Here is a 20,788-nt window from a genome sequence, read left to right as displayed (position 1 = left end):
TTCGTTGTGTGGAATATAGGGTTGCTATTAAACGCTGGCTGTCAGCGAGCGCTGATGGTGGCGCTGGCTAAGACGGGCAAGCGCCACGCCCGGCAGCAGTGCCGCGGCGGCTAACCCAATCAATTCCCATTGGCTTAACGGCACCATACCGCCCCCAGGTAGTGCCAGTAGCAGACCGGCGACCAGGATCAACGCACGAATAACCAGCTCCTGTAGCGCGCCGTAGCCTAAGCGCCCCACTCCCATCAGATAGCCTTGCATCGCTGAGGCAAACAAGATGATGCCGATGACCGCCTGGATAAAGACGGCGACGATCATCAGCGGCTCGCCCTGCATGATCAGCGCGGGGTTAAGCACAAATAAGAAGGGGATAAAGTAAATGACACTACCCAGACGCATGGCCTGCAGGCCGGTTTCCATCGGACGGGCACCGGCAACCGTGGCAGCAGCAAAGGCGCCCAATGCCACCGGTGGGGTAATGAAACTCAGCATGCCCCAGTAGAGAATGAACATGTGCACCGCCATCGGGTCCAGGCCGCCGCCTTGAATCAGCGCGGGAGCGAGTGCCACCGCCAGAAAGATATAAGCGGCCGTGACGGTCATGCCGATACCCAGGACAAAGCTGGTGACCGCGCCCATGATCAGTAGCAGCGGCACGCTGCCACCGGCGATATTGATAAAGTCGTTGGCAATGGTGCCCGACAAGCCGGTCATCGAGAGCGCACCCACCAGCATGCCTACGCCAGCCAGAATGGCGATGAGTTCGGCAAACAGTTTGGCCGCTGACGACAGTGTCTCGGTGACATCCTTCCAGCCCCAACGGTTGTGTTTAGAAAGCTGGTTGAGCACCAGCAGCAGGGCAGTCGCATAAAAAGGCGCGACGGCTTCGCGTTGCATCACCAGCAGCATCCATACCAGCAGGCCGAATACGAAAATGAAGTACCAGCCTTCCTTGAGCGTTTGCTTAATGGAAGGCAGCTCAACGGCAGGCAAGCCCTTGATGTCGTTGCGAGCAGCGTACGCATCGATTTGGATAAACAGACCCAGGAAATAGAGAATCGACGGAATGACCGCCGCCAGGGCAACGGCCGAGTAGGGAATATCCAGGAACATGGCCATTACAAACGCGGTGGCACCCATGACCGGGGGCATCAGTACACCACCGGTCGAGGCGCAGGCTTCCACGCCACCCGCAAACGACCGGCTCATGCCGATACGACGCATAGCCGGAATGGACAGCACGCCGGTGGTCAGCACGTTACTGATGACGCTACCGCTCATGGAGCCCATCAGCCCACTGGAGAAAATGGAGACTTTGGCCGGGCCTCCACGCACGTGGCCAAGCAGGGCAAACGCCAGGTTAATGAAAAACTTGCCGCCACCACTTTTTTGAAGCACCACGCCAAACACCAGAAAGCCGATGACCAGGCCCGCGAATGCCTGCAGCGGAACTCCCATGATGCTTTCGGTGCTCATGGTGTGGTACATGGCGGTTTGTTCCAGGGTCGAGGGGAACGCCTGGATGGGGCCCGGAACGATGTCAGCCACCAGCGGATAAAGAGAGAATAGCCCCGCGATAATGGCGATTGGCAAACCGCCAGCGCGCCGAGCCGCTTCTATAATGAGCAGCCAGTAAGCGTAGCTTGCATAGATAGCTAACTGGGGGGCGTCAAACGCCCAACCACGCTCCAGAATAGGGACTGCGTTATAAACAAAGTAACCGCCAACAATCAGCGTGATGGCGCTCAGAATATAGTCATACCAGGGAATGGACTGCTCTTGTTGGCGGCTACGCAGCGGCCAAAGCAGAAAAACCAGTGGTAGTAATAGTGCCACTACCGCGTAATAAAACTGCGTTTCCAGCCCGGTGACGAAGGTCAGCAAGCCTGTATTGAACAGGTAATCCAGCGTCATCAGCATCAAGATGACGGTGACCGTGGCGGGTATCCAGCGAAGGGCGGCGGGGAGCTCGCGAACCTGGCTGATCTTTTCTTTAGCCTGCTCTCTATTGGCAGGGGTGGTCTCGGTGGTCATAGGGCGTTCCGTCACTCAGCAGGGGCGGCTGACGCCGCCCGTGGGGTATTACTTGAAGATCGGCTCGAAGCCAGCGTCGCTTAACGCACTGGCCCGGGCTTCCATCCACTGGAAGGTGAAGGCTTCATCATCATCGGGGGCGTCTTGCATAAAGCTATCCCACGCTGATAACAGCACGTTCTGGCGCTCCACGAGTTCATCCTGGTGCGCTTGCATCTCCTCGGTCCATACCCCGACTTCCTTGTAGTACTCCACTACCGCATCGTGAAACGGCACTACCCATTGAAGGTCCTGTTGCTCAAAGGCATAGCCCGCGGCACCGGGTGCGTTGTCCTTGTAGTCGTCAAAGTTTTCCTGCATCGCTTTGATCAGGCCATAGGCAACGTTATCTTCAAGGTCCTGGTTAGCTACCACGATGGGGTACGGATAACTGGCGCTGGGCACCGGGTTGTCAGCGCTAATGCCGCCTGCCCCCGCAGTGACTTCGTGAGGGCGGAAGTAAGGCGCCACTGCTGCCATGCGCTCCCAGCCTGCTTCATCGTCGGGGTCCAGCACCGGCCAGCTGATACCCCGCGGGCTACTGGCAAGCTGCTGGGCAGGCGGCGTGACGGTAGTGGTGAACGAGGCATCCACATCGCCGGCAATAATGCCGTCAAAAGAGCGCGCGTAGCCTGGGTAGTCAACGCGTTCAACGTCATCCCAGGTTAAACCTCCAAAGGCCAGGTAGGCTTCGGTGCCCTTGTTCAAGGCATCGTCTCCTCGAATATAGGCGATCCGCTTACCGGCCAGGTCGGCGGGAGTCTTGACGTCCAAATCACCGGCCACTGCCAGCGCGAGGCCAAACGAGGCGGTGGAGGTGGTAATCACGCGAAGGGGCTGAGGGCCCCAGTCGCGGTCCGCGAACATCATGACCCCTTCAGCACCGTAGTAACTGGCAATGCCACAGGCGCACAAGTCAACGCGGCCCTGTCTCAGCGGTGTCATGCGGGAAACATCGTTATCCCCCGGCAAAATTCGCACTGACGAATCGTATTTGTTCTGCAACATGTTGCCGATAGCCACGGCCTGGGCGTAGCCACTCGAGTTGGTGCCGTAGGCCGTCCAGGCCATTGTGTTGGGCAAGTCGACATCGCTTGCATGACTGACAGCTGCACCCAACAGTGAAAGGGGAAGTGCGGCAATGAGTAGGCGTTGAGCTAGTGGACGCATTGAAATGCCTCTTTATTGTGGTTGTTGCACTGTGATTTTAGTTACGTTTCTTTACTTTTTGTTTTGCTGTGCGGTATCTGGTTCTGCTTGGTGGTCGAGTGATAGTAGGTAAGAGCAGGGGGGAGTGTCAACGCTGATCTGACAAGGCGACTTGAATAGCCGCTAATTATCATAAAAAAAACCAGGCGAGTGCCTGGTTTTCAATAGGTTGGAAAAGATGGGTTGGAAAAGAGAGCTTGGAAAATAAAGGGCTAGGAAAATTCCCGCCAGGCAGCGTAGGTGCTGAGAAAGACGCGTCCCGTCAGGGAATCCAAAAAGTCGCTTTTTTTGAGCCGGTCCATGACGGGACCTTTCACTTCAGACAAATGCATTTTTACATCGGAGTCTTTTAAGCGAGCATTGATCGCTTCCAGACTCTCTAATGCCGATGCGTCAATAAGATTAACCGCTGAACAGATCAACACGACGTGTTCTAGCTCGGGGTGGCTTGCCACCAAGTTATAGACGGTATCTTCCAAATAGCGGGCATTAGCAAAATAGAGACTCTCATCAATACGCAGCAGAGCCACTTTATTAACCGTTTCGACATCGTGGCGCGTCGTGTTTCTAAAGTGTTCGGTACCGGGAACACGACCGACTAACGCGCTGTGTGGGCGGCTCGTACGATATAAATAAAGCGCAATAGAAAGGGTGACGCCACTGATAATGCCTGCTTCGACCCCTTCAACTAATGTCAGCAGAATGGTCACCGCCATCGCGGCAAAGTCGCTTCTTGAGTAGCGCCATGTTCGGCGAAGCATCGCAATATCAACGAGTGTCAATATCGACACGGTAATGGTCGCGGCCAGGGTGGCGATAGGCAGGTAGTAGAGCCAGCCGGTAAACGACATCGTTACCAGGGCAATGCCCAGTGCCGCAAATGCCCCAGCAGCGGGGGTTTGAGCACCGGCATCATAGTTTATAACCGTACGGGATAAACCACCTGTGACCGGCATGCCACTTGAAAAACCGGCAGCTAGGTTGCTGGCTCCCAGGCCAACTAATTCTTGATTGGGCGAAATTCGCTGGCGCCGTTTTGCTGCCAACATTTGGCCCATGGAGACTGATTCCACAAAGCCGACTAGTGAGATCAACAGGGCGGGGATCACCAACGACCGCCATAAGGAGTAGTCTGCCCATGGAAAGCTGAAAGAGGGTAAGCCGCTGGGGATCTGGCCCACCACGTCCACGCCGGTATAAGCCAACTGCCAGTGCCAGGTGGTTAAGGTAGTAATGACGACAGCGAAAACAGGGCCTGCTTTGGCGATCAGGTCCGCTAAGGGAAGCGGCAACCCCATCTTATGTAGGGTAGCTTTGCCGTAACGACGCATGACAATTAAGAACAATAAGGTGCCGCTGCCGATCAAAAAGGTAGGCATATGCCAGGCATCGAGATTGGGTACTAACGTCATGAGACGCTCGACCAGCGTGAACCCACTGCTTTGCACACCTAGCAAACTGCCCAGCTGGCTTGCTGCAATCAAGATACCCGAGGCTGTTAAAAAGCCGGAAATAACAGGGTGGCTAAGGAAATTGCTAAAAAAGCCCATTTTTAGCAGGCCCATAATCACTAGCATGGCCCCCGACAGCAGGGACAATATTAGGGCTGCCTGTAAATAGGTCTCTGTTCCGCTGGCAGCCACCGACGATAGCGCCGCCCCGGTCATCAGCGCAATAATGGCCACCGGCCCGACCGCCAGCGTCTTGCTGGTGCCAAACAGAGTATAAATTAACTGCGGGAGAATACTGGCATAAAGGCCTACTACCGCGGGCAGGCCTGCCAGCAGCGCGTAAGCCAATGACTGAGGAATGACCATCACGGTGACGATCAAGCCAGCCAGCAGATCAGCACCGAGCAGACGTTTGTGGTAGTGGGGTAACCACGTCAGAATTGGCAAGTATCGCTTTAGCATGGATTCCAGATGTCGTGTGAAGCAATAGACAGAGGGTAAGGGATATTTCATCTCGTTTCAGCGCTTATATTGATCGCTTCTACGCAGAGGTAAGAATGCCGAAATGATTAATACCTTTTTATTCCCCCAAAGTGCTACTTCATTCGCAAGCGTAACCCGTTAAGCTTAGGCGTAAAGGGAAATTAGTGTTTCTTGTCTCACGTCTTAGATGCTCAAAAAACATTAACTCAATAAACAATAAAGAGTGCAGCTCATGCGCGTAATGCTATTGCTGGTTCCGATTATGTTGTTGGTTCTATCTGTCGGTATTGTCGATCAAGGGGGTATATGGCGGTTTGTAGCACTGTTTAGTGCCGCCTTGGGGGGCGCAGGCGTGTTGCTCAACGCGCTGGAGGGTATCTACCGTGCTGATCAACGACGCCTAGAGCAGCGTCAACGTGGTTTGAAACCGCTGCGTGATTACCGCTCACTGCGGGCCATGGCCTATCGCTTGATGAACCGTGCCAGCAGTACCGCCATTGCTTCAGCGGAAGTATCGCACTACGCCGATCTTATGGATCAGCGACTTACCCAGCAAGAAACGATGACTCGCGAAGCCTCGACCAGCATGACAGCCATTAATGCGGCCATTATGCAGGTCAGTGCCAGCGCCAGCCAAGTGGCAGCGCTAGCCGAGAGCGCCCGAGATGCCAGTCACCATAACCATGCCGAACTGGATGATATTATTCAGGACATGAGTGATGTCTCCGTGCGTTCACATCAAGCGTTGGAGATGCTGACCGAGCTAAACAATAAAATTGAGCGGGTGCGTAACGTCACGTCGATGATTGAAGATATCGCCGAACAGACACATTTACTGTCGCTCAATGCCTCCATTGAGGCCGCGCGCGCTGGTGAGCATGGCCGAGGGTTTGCCGTGGTAGCGGGGGAAGTACGTAACTTAGCGTTGAAGACGTCCACCGCGACCCAGAATGTCGATGAGTTAGTTAAGGATATGCATGAAAGTGGTCAGTCGGTAGTGACCACAATGGGGCATTTAATGACGCGCGTTAGTGAGCGCGCTAAGGGGCTGCAGGTTGTCGGTAACAGCCTGGGGACCATGACAGGTGAGTTCGACCAGGTACAAAGCGAAATTACCCGAGTGGCTGATGCGATGGAAAATACCCGCCAACACAGCCAAACCGTGGCAGACAGTCTTAACCAGCTGCAGACGGACGTGGATGAGGGTAATCGTAATATGCACGATTTGGCCGAACAGGCGCGTGCATTAATGGATGCCGCTGAAGGGGTCGACGCGGAACTTGCTCAGCAGCATCTTGAAGGTCGCCACCAGCAGGTGTTTATTGCCGCGCGTGCCACGGCGGATGCATTAGGCAAGCTGTTGGAAAAAGCGATTGCCAGCGGTGAAATTCCGCAATCGGCACTTTTCGACGCTCACTATGAAAAGATACCTGGAACCCAACCCCCGTTGTACAAAACGGAGTTTGATTCCTTTACCGATAGGCATTTACCAAGCTTGCAAGAGCCTCTTCTCAGTCAGTACGGTTTAAGCTATGCCATTGCCTGTGATCGAAAAGGGTATGTGCCCACTCATAACAACGCGGTAAGCCTGGCGCCAACGGGCGACTATCAGCATGATTTAAAATTTTGCCGCAGCAAACGTATTTTTGATGACCCGACGGGTAGCCGCTGCGGTGCCCATGAAAAGCCGTTGTTGCTACAAACGTACAAGCGCGATACCGGCGAGATCATGCATGATCTTTCTGTACCGGTTTACGTACTGGGTAAGCATTGGGGCGGCTTCCGGGTTGGCTACCAGCCTGAACGCAATGAAGCCCCAGCGGCGACGTCTGAAAATGCCGCTGAGTCAGCCTTGCCAGCGCCATTAGCCTTGACTAGCCGCCGCATAGCGCGGGCGTGATTGCCACGCCGACCACGAGTAGAGCGCGAGCCCAATCCAGATCAGCACAAAGGTCGCTAATTGAATGGCGCCCAACGGTTCGCCGAATACGGTTAAGGCAATTAGAAATTGAATAGTGGGATTGATGTACATTAAAAATCCCAAGGTTGCCAAGCGCAGTCGGCGGGCCGCACCTGCAAACGCCATCAGCGGCAGCGCGGTTAGCGCGCCGCTGGCAACTAGCAGGCTCGTATGGAAGGTGTCTTGTAAAAAGTGTGAGCTACCGTTCCAGCTTAACCAGGTTATGGCCACCAAGGCGAGGGGGAAAAGCATCAGAGTCTCAACAAATAGACCTGATAAACCATCCAGAGGAACCTGTTTGCGAAACAGCCCGTAGCTGCCGAAGCTGAATGCTAATAACAAGCTAATCCAGGGCAGCTCGCCCAGCATTACAAACTGCGTCACAATGGCGATACTGGCTAAACCAAGAGCTACCAGCTGAAGCCTTGCCATCACTTCCCGCAATACCAGCATGCCCAAGGCAACGTTGACCAAGGGCGTTAAAAAGTAGCCTAGACTTGCCTGCAATACCTGTTTGGACTCAACCGCATAGATATAGAGCCCCCAGTTAAACCCTATCAATATTGCGCATGCCAATACGCGACCAAGACGCTTAGGTTCACTGAGTGCGGCTACCACAGGAGACCAGCGCTGTAATAAGGTGATCAGTCCTACTAGAAACAAGCATGCCCAGAGGATGCGATGAATCAAAATTTCAAATGCCGGCACGCCATCAAACAGGGCAAAAAATAACGGAAAACAGCCCCACATGGTGTAGGCAGCAAGCCCGAACATTACCCCTTTGACTGCTTCGGGATCGCGTGTTGGAGTAGGAAGCATAGCAGCCTCATTAATTTAAAAATGCTAATCTAGCATAAACATGCCCATAACACTGGTGGAATGGAGATGTTAAATGAGTAAACCACACGATAGCGAAGCTAGCGCCGGTCAACTTAGAACCAGCCTTGTCCAATGCGATCTGCGTTGGGAGGATCCTGCGGCTAATCATGAGCATCTGGAGCATCTACTCGGTGATCTGAATAGTCGTGACACAGACCTTATTGTATTGCCCGAAATGTTTGCCACCGGCTTTACCATGAACTCCCGTGAAATGGCTCAGCCAATGGAGGACAGCCAAAGCGTTGCCTGGTTACGGGCGCAAGCAAAAGCTCGCGATTGCGTGATGACCGGGAGTGTGGCCATTAAAGCAGACGGTCATTTTTTTAACCGGTTGATTTGGGCCATGCCCGACGGCCAGATAGACCATTACGACAAGCGTCATCTGTTTCGTATGGCCGGCGAACATGAGCGCTACGGCATGGGCAATGAGCGCAAAATCGTCGAGCTGAACGGTTTTAAAATACTCTTGAGTGTTTGCTACGACCTGCGCTTTCCGGTGTGGATGCGCCAGCAGCCAGCAGAAGGGGAGCATTTCGAGTATGATGCTCTGCTGTGTATTGCCAATTGGCCAGCACCGCGTCGTCATCCATGGCGTACGCTGCTTCAAGCCAGAGCGGTCGAAAACCTAAGCTATGTGATTGGTGTCAACCGCGTTGGAGAGGATGCCAAAGGACTCGCCTATAGCGGCGACTCCCTGTTGGTGGACTTCAAAGGTGAACCTCTCATTGATCAACCTGCCCATACCCCGTTTATTGAAACGGGCACGCTGGATAAAACTACCCTTGATGCTTTTCGTGAAAAATTCCCTGCCTGGCAAGATGCCGACCGTTTTGAGCTACTGCCTGGAGTGGGTCAATGATGCGACTTGATCGTTTTTTGAGTGAAACAACGCCTTTAACCCGCAGCTTAGCCAAGCGGGCACTTAAAAACGGTGAAGTAACGCTTAACGGTGAGCCGATTAAACAGTCGGCTACCCAAATTGATACAGACAATGACGTCGTGGTGCTCAACGGTGAGCGGCTGGCGCTAGTCGGCTTGCGTTACATCATGCTTCATAAGCCAGTAGATGTTGAATGTAATGCTCGCCGTGGACTCTATCCTCGGGCCATCGATCTGATTGATCTACCCAAGGTTGATCGTTTACAGCCAGTAGGGCGCTTGGATGTCGACACAACGGGACTGCTGTTGTTAGCCGACGATGGGCAGTGGTCGCATCGGGTGACGTCGCCACGCCATCGCTGCGCTAAAGTCTATCTCGCCGAGCTTGCAGAGCCCATGGAAGGGGCCACGGTCGAGTGGGCGATGGCCCAGGTAGCCGAGGGGTTGATGCTCGACGGTGAAGAAACGCTTACCCAACCGGCGACGCTCAGATTGCTGTCGCCTACTCAGGCTGAGCTGACCATCAGCGAAGGCCGTTACCATCAGGTCAAACGAATGTTTGCTGCGCTTGGCAACCATGTGAACTCCCTGCACCGAAGTGCCATCGGTGATTTAAGCTTGGATGAAAACCTGGCCCCCGGTGAGTGGCGTGAGTTAACCGCCGATGAGATTGCCCGCTTCTAAGTCTGATTGAAGCGTTGCAGCTGCCGCCTTCCTGATCAGGAGGCGGCATTTTTGTGTCTAACAGGATCTATTATTGTCTAATAGGGAGTATTTTATACCGTTATCTTGCTTTGCAAATTAATGGAGATAGGAGCAAGTGATGAGCAACCGGCAGAAAGAAAACAGGACAGTGAGGGCGATGTAAGTGAAATAGGCAGGACAGAGCAGCCGGGTTGATGTGGTTATGTAGGCGAGTCAACGATTAACGGCCATGTCTATTGACCTGGCCGTTAGCAGACGCAGGAAGCTAGCTCAGATGGGCTGCCGCGATCAAACCCTGGGTGTAACTGTGTTGAGGCGATGAAAGCACCTCAAGGCAGGGGCCTTGTTCGACCACTTCTCCATCCTTGAGCACCATGATGCGGTGCGCCATGGCGCGTATAACAGCTAAATCATGGCTAATAAACAAATAGCTCAGCTGGCGACGCGCCTGAAGGTCGCGCAGCAGCGTTACCAGTTGTTTTTGAACGGTACGATCCAAGGCCGAGGTAGGTTCATCGAGCACCAGGAGTTCCGGTTCTAAAATAATCGCTCTTGCTACTGCAATACGCTGGCGTTGACCGCCTGAAAATTCGTGTGGATAGCGGGAGGCACAGCTTTCGGGTAGTCCCACCTCGTGGAGAGTTTGATTGACCCGGCGGGTCACCTCCTCAGTGCTGAGATGGGGATAGTGAAAACGTAGCCCCTCGCTGATAATGTCGAATACCGGCATACGTGGAGAGAGCGCGCCATAGGGGTCTTGAAACACCATCTGTAGGCGGTGACGTTGGCGACGTAAAGCATCGCCGCTGAGGCTACTGAGCTGATCATTGCCCAAGGTGATCTCACCTTGACTAGACACTAGCCGCATCACTGCCGACGCCAGGGTGGTCTTACCCGACCCGGATTCACCCACGATGCCGAGAGTCTCCCCGGGGGCTATCTCAAAATCAACGGGTTGTACCGCCACAAAAGGAGGCGGTTGGCGCTTGAACAGGCCGGGGCTAGGGCGCTTGAAGCTGATACTTACCTGTTTAGCGGTTAACAGCGCAGGTGCAGGAGTAATTGCTTGCGGTCTGCCTTCGGGCTCGGCGGCTAGCAGCGCTTTGGTATAGTCACTTTGTGGGTGCTGAAAGACCTGCTCAACAGGACCTATTTCCTGTATCTGACCCTGGTACATGACGCAAACACGATCCGCGTAGCGGCGGACAAGATTCAGGTCATGGCTTATAAATAGCATCCCCATGCCATGGTGATCACGTAGCTCACGTAACAATGCGAGTATGTCCTGCTGAACCGTCACATCCAGAGCGGTGGTGGGTTCATCGGCAATCAGCAACGCTGGGTTGTTGGCAATCGCCATGGCAATCATTACCCGCTGGCGCTGGCCGCCGGACAGCTGATGAGGCCAGGCATCAAGTAACTCGTCAGGGCGTGGCAGCTTGACCTGTTCAAGCAGCGTTTTACTGCGTTGACGGGCGGCTTGGCCGCGTAGTCCTTGGTGTAAACGCAAGGTTTCCCCAATTTGCTTACCGACACGATGAAGTGGATTAAGCGAGGTCATGGGTTCTTGAAAGACAAACCCGATACGATTACCACGCACGGCATTCCATTGAGTCTCGGTCAAGTTGGCAAGGTTGGTATCCTCCAGCCAACGCTCACCTTGAATAAGCGTATTACTGGGCAGTAAATTGGCCATACCAAGAGCCGAGACTGATTTACCTGACCCGGATTCACCGACAATGGCCAGGGTTTCACCCGCGTTAAGTGTCAGTGACAGAGAGTTAACAACCGGGCTTTCGTCAAAACTGATGTTGAGATTTTCAATCCGCAGGAGAGGATCAGGCATGGTGGGTCTCCTGGGCAGTGGCGACACGGCGTTGCTGAACATGACGGGGGTCAAAGGCGTCGCGCAGACCCTCGCCGATAAATACCAGTAGCGAAAGCATGATGGCCAGTGTCATGAAGGCCGTGATGCCAAGCCAGGGGGCATGCAGGTTGTTTTTGCCCTGCGCCGCCAGCTCGCCGAGCGAGGGAGCACCGGGCGGTAAGCCGAAACCGAGAAAATCCAGCGCGGTTAGGGTGCCAATGGCGCCGGTAAACAAAAAGGGAATAAACGTCAGCGTAGCGACCATGGCGTTGGGCAGCACATGGCGCCACATGATCAAGCGCGACGGTAGACCCATGGCTTTTGCAGCACGTACATACTCCAAGTTACGCGCGCGCAGGAACTCTGCGCGTACGATATCCACGAGTCCCAGCCACGAAAACAGCAGCATAATGCCGAGCAGCCACCAAAAACCTGGCTGGACGAAACTGGCCAAGATGATCAGCAGGAACAGTACGGGCAACCCCGACCATATTTCGGTGAAACGCTGGCCAATCAAATCAATTTTGCCTCCAAAATATCCCTGAATTCCGCCAACCACGACGCCTATCACTAACGATCCGGTGGTGAGAACCAGCGCAAAGGCCACCGAGAGGCGAAAACCGTAAATAACGCGCGCCAGAACATCTCGCCCCTGGTCATCGGTTCCCAGCCAATGGCGGCTATCCGGCGGCGCCGGCGAAGGCCGACTCATGTTCATATCCAGCGTTTGATACGAGAAGGGAATCAGTGGCCATAGCGCCCAGCCATGGTCGTTGATTTGCTGCTGAACAAAGGGGGCCAGATAGTCCGTTCGAGTGGGCAGAAAGCCACCAAATTCAGTTTCTGGATAATCTACCAGCATCGGCAGATACCATTCGCCTTCGTACTTCAAAATGACGGGTTTATCGTTGGCAATCAGTTCGGCAAACAGACTCATGACAAACAGTATGGCAAACAGCCAGAGTGATATATGAGCTCGACGGTTAGCCTTGAAGGCCGCCAAACGGCGCTGGGTAATGGGCGATAGCGGAGGTAAGAAAGAGGCCATCATCATGACTCCCGCGTCGAAAAGTCGATACGCGGGTCTACCCACACGTAGGTCAAATCGGAAATTAATTTGAGCAGTAAGCCGACCACGGTATAGACAAATAATGTACCGAAAATAACCGGATAATCACGCTGCATGACTGCTTCAAAGCCCAGCAGTCCTAAGCCATCCAGCGAGAAGATAACTTCAATGAGGAGCGCACCGGTAAAGAAAATACCGATCATGGCAGCAGGCAGCCCGGCAATGATAATCAGCATGGCGTTACGAAATACATGCCCATAGAGTACACGTCGTTCGTCAGCTCCCTTTGCGCGTGCAGTGATCACATACTGCTTATGAATTTCATCGAGAAAGCTGTTTTTGGTCAACATGGTGAGTGTCGCAAAGCTGCCGATGGCCGTGGCAATAACTGGAAGAGTGATATGCCAGAAGTAGTCTTTTACCTTTCCCCAGGCGGAGAGCTGAGCAAAGTCTGGAGACGTTAAACCACGTAAGGGAAATAAATCCCAATACGTCCCGCCTGCAAAGACCACAATGAGCATAATGGCAAACAGAAAGCCTGGGATGGCATAGCCGACAATCACCAGCCCTGATGACCATACGTCAAACCTAGAACCATGACGCAGTGCTTTTTGTATGCCTAAAGGAATGGAAATTAAGTAGACGATCAGTGTGGCCCATAGACCTAATGAAATAGACACCGGTAAACGCTCAATGATCAGTTCGGTGACCGGGCGATCTCGAAAAAAGCTGGTGCCGAAATCTAGACTCAGATAATCGGCCATCATGCCTAAAAACCGCTCATGGGCCGGTTTATCAAAACCAAATTGTTGCTCGAGTTGCTCGATATAGCGGGGATCGATGCCTCGAGCCCCTCGGGAGTCATCGTTGACCTGAAGATCGGCGCCGCCCATGTCCAGACGCGTGCTGGCCATGGCGTCAGCCCCCTCAAAGCGGGCCAACATTTGATCGATGGGGCCGCCTGGCGCCGCCTGTACAATGATGAAATTAAGCAACATGATGCCGAACAGCGTCGGAATCATCAGTAGAAGACGGCGTAGGGTATAGCGTGCCACAGCGCACTCCATCAATCAGTGTGAATAAGCCAGGTTCAGCGACCGCGTTGTCGTTGCTGTAGCGCTGCTTCACGTTCGGCGTCAACCCACCATGCATCTAAATCCATAGCGTAGGCAGGGAACGGGTCGGGATAGCCAAATTTATCCCAAATCGCGATGCGTTTTTCTCCTGAGTGGTAATGGGGAATGGCATAAAAGCCCCAGCGCAGCACTCGATCCAAGGCGCGCGTGGCAGTATCTAGCTCCTCACGGCTTTCGGCACTAATGATCGCTTCCACAAGGGCGTCCACTGCGGGGTGCGCCAGCGACATTCGGTTGCGGCTTTGCGGTGCCTCAGCGGCGGCACTGGTCCAAAAATCACGCTGTTCATTGCCCGGGTTATTCGACTGCGGGAAATGGCTAACCACTATGTCATAGTCGTAATTGCGCTGCCGGTTTAAATATTGATTGATATCAACGATGCGTAGCGAGGTTTGGATGCCCAAGCGGGCCATATTGCGCAGCATCGGCTGGACTACCCGCTCAAGCCCTGAATCGTACAGCAGTACTTCAAGCTGTAGTGGTTCACCGGTCTCTTGGTTAACCAGAGTGCCATCCTCAACGCGATAACCCGCCTCGCGTAGTAGCTCCAGCGCTTTATGCAGACGCTCGCGCAGGTCGGTGGGCTGTTCAATGGGCAGCGGCTGTGTAAAAAGACGATCGGAGCCGTGAGAGGCAATCAACTCTTCTCGGAAGGGCGCCAGCAACGCCAGTTCCTCTTCTGAGGGCAGGCCGATGGCCTCCATTTCTGAATTCTGGAAATAGCTGTTGGTCCGCCGATAGGTATTGTAAAAAATATTGGTATTGAGCCAGGGGAAATCGAAGGTAAGACTCAATGCTTCTCGCACCCGCGGATCCTGAAATTTCTCTTTGCGCAGGTTAAACACAAACGCCTGCATCATCGATGGGTTGACATCTGGCACCGTCAGTCGCTTCACCAGGCCTTCCTCATAGGCGGGAAAATTATAGCCAATGGCCCATGTGGCCGCGCGCGCATCTTCGCGAAAGTCAGTCAGGCCTGCTTTAAATGCTTCCCAGGCAATATCGCGATCGCGGTAATAGTCGTAAATGATACGATCAATATTGTAACGCCCGACATTGACCGGTAAATCTTTACCCCAGTAGTCTTCGTCACGCTGATAGACAATCCGCCTGCCCGGGTCGACTTCGCTGATCTGGTAAGGGCCAGACCCGGGATGAGCGACCAGTGTGGGGGATGTAAAATCGCGGGGCTCCCAGTAGTGACGTGGGAGTATCGGCAGTTGAGTGACGATTAACGGCAGCTCACGGGACTCGGTATCGTTTAAGGTAAAACGCACCTGATGCTCGTTAATTGCGATGGCTTCGTCGACTCCCGCATAGTAGCTGCCATAAAACGGATTACCTTCTTCGCGAAGAAGATTGAAAGAGAACACCACATCGTAGGCCGTCACCGGCTCGCCGTCTTGAAAGCGCGCTTCTGGGCGCAGGTCGAACTCTATCCATTGCCTGTCCGGATCCAGGCGCACTCCCTTCGCCAGCAGGCCATAGACACTGAAGGGTTCGTTAGGATTGCTGACCATCAGGGTATCGTAAATATTTGAGATACCGGTGGCGGGCGTGCCGCGAATAATAAAAGGGTTGGTTGAATCAAAACTACTGCCCACGGCGGTATGCGCAATAGTGCCGCCCTTGGGCGCTTGAGGATTAACATGGGGAAAGTAGGGGAAGTCAGCGGGTAGTTCTGGCGTGTCGTAAAGCGATAGACCGTGCACCGTCTTCACCGGCACGCCATTATTTTCATCCGTATGCAGGTCACCCACGATACTCGTGCTGGCAGGGGGTGAAGAGGCGTTTATATCGCTTGTTTCTTCATCCGCCAGTAACGGGAGGCTGGCGAACATCAGTAACAGTAATGAAAGCGTTTTCGCCAAAAAAAAATCACGCGCCATTGGTGACATCCTATGTGAGCAAAACCAACTCTTCGACCCTATCTTAACAGCGTATTTTTTAATCCAGCCTTAAAGCCTTCCTCAATAAGCGACCAGCTCTTTGTTTAGATCCCCATCAGGCATTTGAGCTCGATAATGAGCTGACAGGGAGCCAATCGCATTTTCCGTCATAGGGGGTTATCGCCCCGACAGTGTCAGCAGTTGACCGGGTCGGATAGCGCTGGGGCGATCAAGCGAGTTCCAGCGTATAAGGTCTTGCTGGTCGACATCATAGCGTGCGGCAATCGCGGAAATACTGTCGCCGCGTTCAACCCGATAGGTCGCCGCCGCATCAGCTTGGGCTAACGTCTGGTCGTTACCCTGTGAAAGCTGCGCTAACACTTGGGTATCCACATCTTCAGGAACCAACAATGTTTGCGCGCTACGCGGGTCTATACTGCCGTTCAGCAAACCTGGGTTTAACTCGACCAGCGACGCTTTGCTGACATCCAACAATTGCGATGCTTCAGAAAGGCTGACCGGATGCCCCAGTTTTACTTTCGCAAACGCTGGGTCGACGTGTATGTCCGGTAAGCTAACGTTGTACTGCTCGGGGTTATTGATGATTGTCGCGATGGCTTTGAGCTTGGGCACGTATTGCATGGTTTCGTAAGGTAGAGAGAGGTCCCAATACTCACCGTTAAGACCTTGCGCCTGGGCTTGCCGCTGGGCTTGGTTAACCGTACCTGCGCCCGCATTGTAAGCGGCCAGAGATAACATGAGATCGCCCTCATACCACTGATCCGCCTGCATTTCCAAATAGGTCAGGGCAGCCTGAGTAGACGTCAATACATCAAGTCGGCCATCGTAACTGCCATTACGAACCAGCCCTAGGGCATCACCCGTGCCGGGCATGAATTGCCATAACCCGGCGGCACCGCGATGGCTTCGCGCACCTGGATCAAAAGAGCTTTCTACGAAGGGAATTAACGCCACTTCACCCGGCAGGCCCCGTTCACTCACTTGCTGAGTAATCCAGGCAAGCCAAGGCGCGGCGCGCTGGGTAATCGCAGCGATGTTCTCTGGGCTTGAACGGTAGTGTTCAATCCACTCATCCACACGTGCTTGAGCTGCCACTGGCAATGTTTTTTCTTGCCACTGAAAGCTATTTCGCAACGTGGTCCAAGCGTCTTGCGGCTCCAGTAGCAACGCCTCCCAAAAATGTGAGTTGTACGGCGCAGCGCTGGGTGTTGAGGTAGTAATCGCTCTATCTGAAGCAAACGCTGTAGGAGCGATTGACGCGCTTTTCCCTCCAGTTGATGCGGGGTCTGAAGCCTGAGAGTTTGCAGCAGCGGCTAACAACAGGCTCATAATGACGGTACTGCCAGCGCTCAGCATCACTCGCTGGCGAATCGTTCGATAGGTCATAGTTGCATTCGTTTAGTGTCGATAGCGTTCTTAAAAACGGTTTTTCCACTCTCGTAGAGTGGTAAACGTCGCGAGATCAGTATCATTAGCTCCCTGGGTACCTGCCGCTTGGCGCACGCTTTCAGTGCTCACACGCAAGTAGGGATTAATGGTCAGCTCGCGTCCTATCGTGCTGGGTAAGGTTGGGCGGTCCAGTGCCCGTGCCTTTTCACACTCCTGCAAGGCGTATTTAACATCGTCATTGTCAGGGTCCGCAGCACGCGCAAACGTCAGGTTCGCTTGTGTATATTCATGCGCTGCAAAGACAAGCGTATCTTCCGGGAGTTCCGCAAATTGTTTGAGTGCGGTGTACATCTGCTCTGGGGTGCCTTCAAATAGCCGGCCACATCCAGCGCAAAAAAGCGTATCACCACAAAATAATAGGGCCGGAATGCCAGCAGTAAAGTAACTAATGTGATCCAGCGTATGCCCAGGTGTCGCCATAACGTCGAACAGGCGACCCATAATACGCACTTCATCGCCATCACTCACTCGTTCATCAATACCTTCAATGTTGGGATTGTCTGGACCGATGACGTAGGGTGAATAGCGTTTAATTAATTCTGCCAACCCACCGGTATGATCATGGTGGTGGTGGGTAATCAAAATACTTTCCAGCGTCAGCGACTCGCGTTCTAGAAATTCAATCACTGGCGCTGCTTCTCCAGGATCCACTACGCAAACACGTTGACTGTTATCTTGTCTTAGTAGCCAAATATAGTTGTCGCTAAGGGCAGGGATCGGTGTCACGCTCATCATCGGCGAGATCCTTTAACTTTAAATTGCAAAATACTGACGTCAGTAACCAACATGCGGCATCACGCACAATATGGCGCTTATTATGCCGTTTAATCGGTTTAAATAAGGCGTTGAAAAACCGTCACTGTGGAGGGAAGCGCTGTTTATGTCAAATTCGACAACGGCCTCAACACTCGCTAAGCGCTTAACCATGAGTCAGCCTTATTGGCAAACAGAGGCGGGGCATTCGCTGTGGGAAACACAGCGCGCCTGTCTAGGGCCGGTGGTTGAAACGCGGGTGGGTGGTCATAGCTTGGAAATGAGCATGGGGCCTGCGTTAATGACCATGTCGGCGGTTTCTCATGCTATTTGCTGGGCGCCCACCCGTGATCTGGCGCTTAGCGACGCCACGCTAGTCTGTCCGCCAGATCACCTGGCGCTGCCTGATCGCTGCTTGGATGCGGTGGTTATTCACCACTGGCTTGAGCACCTGACCGATGCTCACTTCACGCTGCAGGAGGCTGCTCGGGTAACCGCTGATAACGGAATTCTCGTACTGTTTGGCTTTAACCCAATAGGGGTAGGGGGCTTGGTACGCCAGTGGCGTAAACGCCAACCACAGTTTCCTTGGAATGGAACATGGCGCTCTGCCAATCGCCTGCGCGACTGGCTGACGTTTGTCGATTTTGAGGTGGAGCGGGTAGACTATTGTTGTTTTCGTGGCCGTACGAGCGCTGCCTGTAGCGAGTACTGGGAGTCGCTGGGGCGCAGGCATAATCTGCCGCTGGGTGAAAGCTATATGATCCAAGCGCGCAGGCGACAGCGCCAGGCGCCGGTGCAGCGCTTGAAGTTTGGCTTAAAAGCACCTGTTTCCCCCGCATCGCTAGGTGTTACCCGCTCAGGCTCGTCGGCCCGCTACCCTCTATATCAAGAGCATCTACATCATGAGCATCCAGCTCAAACGGATCTAGCTCAACCGCATCTAACCAGGAATCAACAGTGTGACGAATGAAGCAGAACCTTTACCCCGCGTGACCGTGTATACCGATGGGGCATGTCGGGGTAATCCCGGCCCCGGTGGGTGGGGAGTGGTGCTGGCGAGTGGGCAGCATGAGAAAACCTTAAAAGGGTACGAAGCAGATACGACGAATAATCGTATGGAATTAATGGCTGCGATCATGGCACTACGTACCCTAAATACTCGCTGTGAAGTCGCGTTATGGACCGATTCACAATATGTCCGCCAAGGTATTACCCAATGGATTCATAACTGGTTAAAGCGGGGTTGGAAAACCGCCGCTAAGCAACCCGTTAAGAATGCTGAGCTGTGGAAAACCCTGCATGAAGAAACCCAGCGTCATCAGATCGAATGGCATTGGGTAAAGGGTCATAGCGGCCATCCCGGTAATGAGCGCGCCGACGCGCTGGCCAATGAAGCCATTGATGAGCATCAAAAGAGGAGAGCATGATGCGCCAAGTGATTCTGGATACTGAAACCACCGGTATCGACCCTAAAGATGGCCATCGCTTGGTAGAGATTGGGGCTGTTGAAATGGTCAATCGACGCTTCACTGGCCGTACCTATCACCAATATATCAATCCCGAACGCCATATTGACGCCGAAGTGGTCGCTGTTCACGGGATCGATGATGCCAAAGTCGCCAACGAGCCGGTTTTCGCCAAAATTGCCGATGAATTTTGGGCGTTTATTGAAGGGGCCGAATTGGTCATTCATAACGCCCCCTTCGATGTGGGGTTTATCGATCACGAATTAGGCATGCTGAACCGCCAGCGTAGCGCGTCCGCGTTAGGCCCGGTACGCGATTACTGTGCTGTTTTAGATACGTTGACCATGGCACGGGCAATGCATCCCGGCCAGCGCAATAGCCTCGATGCGCTCTGTAAACGTTACGATATCGATAATGGTCATCGGGTACTTCACGGCGCCTTGCTGGATGCGGAAATCCTCGCTGAGGTCTATCTCGCAATGACCGGCGGGCAGACTGCGCTGACCTTAGATACCGCCTCAGCCTCCGAGCAGGAGCAGACCGACACGTCCAGCGAGGGGCTGTCGGTTCAACGACTTTCGTTGACGCCGGGCCAGTTGCGTGTCGTACGTCCAAGCGAGCAAGAAAAGGCAGCGCATCAGGCCAAGTGTGAGACGTTTCAATTGAATTGGTTTAAAGGTTCGGTTAGTGATGCTTAGGCGAGAAATTCCTTTCCAGGAACAGGCCGGGCGAGTCATTCGTTTATCGCGCAGTATGTTGGCGCCGGCGCCAGTGACGGCCAATGAGGTTCTTACGCCACTGCAGCCTTATCAACCCTGGACCGCGGACATGCAGCCGCTGTGCTATTGGGACAACGAGCCGGTAGCGCTACAGGTTGAGCCCCAGGCGGGGAATGGCTGGATTGACGGTCGTCAATGGATGAGCGAGCTTCCTGTCACCTGGTTCAGCTTGCTTTCCACGGCATTACAGGTAGGCGCTTGGCTTGAGAATCATCGTTTCTGTGGTCGCTGTGGCGCCCCGGCGACCAAGCTGACCTCCGAGTTTGCCATGCACTGTCATGCTTGCGGGCACCGTAACTATCCGCGCATTTCACCATGCATCATCACGTTGGTGACCAGTGGAGAGGCGATGCTACTCGCACGCAGCCCGCGCTTTCCGGCAGGGCGGTACTCCACATTAGCCGGGTTTATTGAACCAGGTGAGTCAGCAGAAGAAGCGGTGCATCGCGAAGTGTTCGAAGAAGTGGGCGTGTATATTGATCAGCTTCGTTATTATCAAAGCCAGGCCTGGCCTTTTCCTCACTCACTGATGTTCGGTTATTTCGCTGAGGCTACGACTCGTCGCATCAGGATTGATGGGGTGGAAATCAGCGATGCTGCGTGGTTTTCTCCTCGCCAGCTGCCCTCGCTGCCACCTCCCTATTCGATATCGCGTGAGCTGATCGAAACTCATCTGGCACGCTGGCGCTAAGTAGCGCCGCGTGCCCAATGGGGGTT

The 20,788-nt window shown here is 53.8% G+C and carries 17 protein-coding genes; 7 read left to right on the top strand and 10 right to left on the bottom strand.

Going from position 1 to position 20,788, the window contains the following annotated elements; genetic code table 11:
* Positions 1 to 27: 27 nt before the first annotated feature.
* The 3 genes from ACFFLD_RS01305 to ACFFLD_RS01295 form a co-directional block, all read right to left on the bottom strand.
* Positions 28 to 2,034 (bottom strand): TRAP transporter permease, encoded by a 2,007-nt coding sequence (locus ACFFLD_RS01305; protein WP_386040745.1) that lies wholly within the window; start codon positions 2,032 to 2,034, stop codon positions 28 to 30.
* Positions 2,035 to 2,082: 48 nt separating this feature from the next.
* Entirely contained in the window at positions 2,083 to 3,243 is a 1,161-nt protein-coding gene (locus tag ACFFLD_RS01300; RefSeq protein ID WP_386040743.1) for a TAXI family TRAP transporter solute-binding subunit, read from the bottom strand.
* A 251-nt stretch (positions 3,244 to 3,494) separates the two neighbouring features.
* The gene (locus ACFFLD_RS01295) at positions 3,495 to 5,195 is read right to left on the bottom strand and encodes a SulP family inorganic anion transporter (protein WP_386040742.1); all 1,701 of its coding nucleotides are present in this window, start codon (positions 5,193 to 5,195) and stop codon (positions 3,495 to 3,497) included.
* A 253-nt stretch (positions 5,196 to 5,448) separates the two neighbouring features.
* Here ACFFLD_RS01295 and ACFFLD_RS01290 point away from each other — a divergent pair, with 253 nt between their 5' ends.
* On the top strand, positions 5,449 to 7,116 hold the full coding sequence (locus tag ACFFLD_RS01290; RefSeq protein ID WP_386040740.1) for a methyl-accepting chemotaxis protein: 1,668 nt from the start codon (positions 5,449 to 5,451) through the stop codon (positions 7,114 to 7,116).
* Here ACFFLD_RS01290 and rarD read toward each other — a convergent pair.
* Positions 7,081 to 7,995, bottom strand: a complete 915-nt coding sequence (gene rarD, locus ACFFLD_RS01285; protein ID WP_386040738.1) for an EamA family transporter RarD — start codon at positions 7,993 to 7,995, stop codon at positions 7,081 to 7,083. The two genes, ACFFLD_RS01290 and rarD, sit on opposite strands and share 36 nt — an antisense overlap.
* A gap of 73 nt (positions 7,996 to 8,068) precedes the next feature.
* On the opposite strand from rarD, the gene ACFFLD_RS01280 reads away from it, so the two are divergent.
* Entirely contained in the window at positions 8,069 to 8,914 is an 846-nt protein-coding gene (locus ACFFLD_RS01280) for an amidohydrolase (protein WP_386040736.1), read from the top strand.
* Positions 8,914 to 9,618, top strand: a complete 705-nt coding sequence (locus ACFFLD_RS01275) for a pseudouridine synthase (RefSeq protein WP_386040879.1) — start codon at positions 8,914 to 8,916, stop codon at positions 9,616 to 9,618. Before ACFFLD_RS01280 ends, ACFFLD_RS01275 begins: the two co-directional genes overlap by 1 nt.
* Before the next feature lie 286 nt (positions 9,619 to 9,904).
* On the opposite strand, the gene ACFFLD_RS01270 is transcribed toward ACFFLD_RS01275, so the two are convergent.
* From ACFFLD_RS01270 to gloB, 6 genes are all read right to left on the bottom strand, one after another.
* On the bottom strand, positions 9,905 to 11,485 hold the full coding sequence (locus ACFFLD_RS01270; RefSeq protein WP_386040734.1) for an ABC transporter ATP-binding protein: 1,581 nt from the start codon (positions 11,483 to 11,485) through the stop codon (positions 9,905 to 9,907).
* Positions 11,478 to 12,557 carry an ABC transporter permease gene (locus ACFFLD_RS01265; protein ID WP_386040732.1) on the bottom strand — a complete coding sequence of 360 codons (1,080 nt, stop codon included), beginning with the start codon at positions 12,555 to 12,557 and terminating at the stop codon, positions 11,478 to 11,480. Before ACFFLD_RS01265 ends, ACFFLD_RS01270 begins: the two co-directional genes overlap by 8 nt.
* Positions 12,557 to 13,630, bottom strand: a complete 1,074-nt coding sequence (locus ACFFLD_RS01260) for a microcin C ABC transporter permease YejB (RefSeq protein ID WP_386040730.1) — start codon at positions 13,628 to 13,630, stop codon at positions 12,557 to 12,559. The genes ACFFLD_RS01265 and ACFFLD_RS01260 overlap by 1 nt, the downstream gene beginning before the upstream one ends.
* A 35-nt stretch (positions 13,631 to 13,665) precedes the next feature.
* Entirely contained in the window at positions 13,666 to 15,600 is a 1,935-nt protein-coding gene (locus ACFFLD_RS01255) for an extracellular solute-binding protein (protein WP_386040728.1), read from the bottom strand.
* Positions 15,601 to 15,777: 177 nt separating this feature from the next.
* Positions 15,778 to 17,007, bottom strand: coding sequence for a transglycosylase SLT domain-containing protein (locus ACFFLD_RS01250; RefSeq protein WP_386040726.1), 1,230 nt, complete (start codon positions 17,005 to 17,007; stop codon positions 15,778 to 15,780).
* Positions 17,008 to 17,037: 30 nt separating this feature from the next.
* Complete coding sequence (gene gloB / locus ACFFLD_RS01245; protein WP_386040724.1) at positions 17,038 to 17,805, bottom strand: hydroxyacylglutathione hydrolase; 768 nt, start codon at positions 17,803 to 17,805, stop codon at positions 17,038 to 17,040.
* Positions 17,806 to 17,950: 145 nt separating this feature from the next.
* On the opposite strand from gloB, the gene ACFFLD_RS01240 reads away from it, so the two are divergent.
* From ACFFLD_RS01240 to nudC, 4 genes are read left to right on the top strand one after another with little or no spacing between them, the layout of a single operon-like run.
* A complete protein-coding gene (locus ACFFLD_RS01240; RefSeq protein ID WP_386040722.1) occupies positions 17,951 to 18,796 on the top strand; it encodes a class I SAM-dependent methyltransferase in 846 nt (281 codons plus the stop codon).
* On the top strand, positions 18,786 to 19,253 hold the full coding sequence (rnhA, locus tag ACFFLD_RS01235) for a ribonuclease HI (RefSeq protein WP_386040720.1): 468 nt from the start codon (positions 18,786 to 18,788) through the stop codon (positions 19,251 to 19,253). The genes ACFFLD_RS01240 and rnhA overlap by 11 nt, the downstream gene beginning before the upstream one ends.
* A complete protein-coding gene (gene dnaQ / locus ACFFLD_RS01230) occupies positions 19,253 to 19,990 on the top strand; it encodes a DNA polymerase III subunit epsilon (RefSeq protein WP_386040718.1) in 738 nt (245 codons plus the stop codon). The genes rnhA and dnaQ overlap by 1 nt, the downstream gene beginning before the upstream one ends.
* Positions 19,983 to 20,762 (top strand): NAD(+) diphosphatase, encoded by a 780-nt coding sequence (nudC, locus tag ACFFLD_RS01225; protein WP_386040716.1) that lies wholly within the window; start codon positions 19,983 to 19,985, stop codon positions 20,760 to 20,762. Before dnaQ ends, nudC begins: the two co-directional genes overlap by 8 nt.
* Positions 20,763 to 20,788: the final 26 nt, after the last annotated feature.

It is taken from the genome of Vreelandella sulfidaeris (assembly GCF_042429665.1).
GTDB lineage: Bacteria > Pseudomonadota > Gammaproteobacteria > Pseudomonadales > Halomonadaceae > Vreelandella.
The sequence above is the reverse complement of the archived record's forward strand: the minus strand, read 5'-3'. Positions and strand labels throughout refer to the sequence as shown.

Bases quoted from the DNA above. Each gene is read 5' to 3' on its own strand.
- ACFFLD_RS01305 (WP_386040745.1), bottom strand. From the start codon at position 2,034: ATGACCACCGAGACCACCCCTGCCAATAGAGAGCAGGCTAAAGAAAAG.
- ACFFLD_RS01300 (WP_386040743.1), bottom strand. From the start codon at position 3,243: ATGCGTCCACTAGCTCAACGCCTACTCATTGCCGCACTTCCCCTTTCA.
- ACFFLD_RS01295 (WP_386040742.1), bottom strand. From the start codon at position 5,195: ATGCTAAAGCGATACTTGCCAATTCTGACGTGGTTACCCCACTACCAC.
- ACFFLD_RS01290 (WP_386040740.1), top strand. From the start codon at position 5,449: ATGCGCGTAATGCTATTGCTGGTTCCGATTATGTTGTTGGTTCTATCT.
- rarD (WP_386040738.1), bottom strand. From the start codon at position 7,995: ATGCTTCCTACTCCAACACGCGATCCCGAAGCAGTCAAAGGGGTAATG.
- ACFFLD_RS01280 (WP_386040736.1), top strand. From the start codon at position 8,069: ATGAGTAAACCACACGATAGCGAAGCTAGCGCCGGTCAACTTAGAACC.
- ACFFLD_RS01275 (WP_386040879.1), top strand. From the start codon at position 8,914: ATGCGACTTGATCGTTTTTTGAGTGAAACAACGCCTTTAACCCGCAGC.
- ACFFLD_RS01270 (WP_386040734.1), bottom strand. From the start codon at position 11,485: ATGCCTGATCCTCTCCTGCGGATTGAAAATCTCAACATCAGTTTTGAC.
- ACFFLD_RS01265 (WP_386040732.1), bottom strand. From the start codon at position 12,557: ATGATGGCCTCTTTCTTACCTCCGCTATCGCCCATTACCCAGCGCCGT.
- ACFFLD_RS01255 (WP_386040728.1), bottom strand. From the start codon at position 15,600: ATGGCGCGTGATTTTTTTTTGGCGAAAACGCTTTCATTACTGTTACTG.
- ACFFLD_RS01250 (WP_386040726.1), bottom strand. From the start codon at position 17,007: ATGACCTATCGAACGATTCGCCAGCGAGTGATGCTGAGCGCTGGCAGT.
- gloB (WP_386040724.1), bottom strand. From the start codon at position 17,805: ATGATGAGCGTGACACCGATCCCTGCCCTTAGCGACAACTATATTTGG.
- ACFFLD_RS01240 (WP_386040722.1), top strand. From the start codon at position 17,951: ATGTCAAATTCGACAACGGCCTCAACACTCGCTAAGCGCTTAACCATG.
- dnaQ (WP_386040718.1), top strand. From the start codon at position 19,253: ATGCGCCAAGTGATTCTGGATACTGAAACCACCGGTATCGACCCTAAA.
- nudC (WP_386040716.1), top strand. From the start codon at position 19,983: ATGCTTAGGCGAGAAATTCCTTTCCAGGAACAGGCCGGGCGAGTCATT.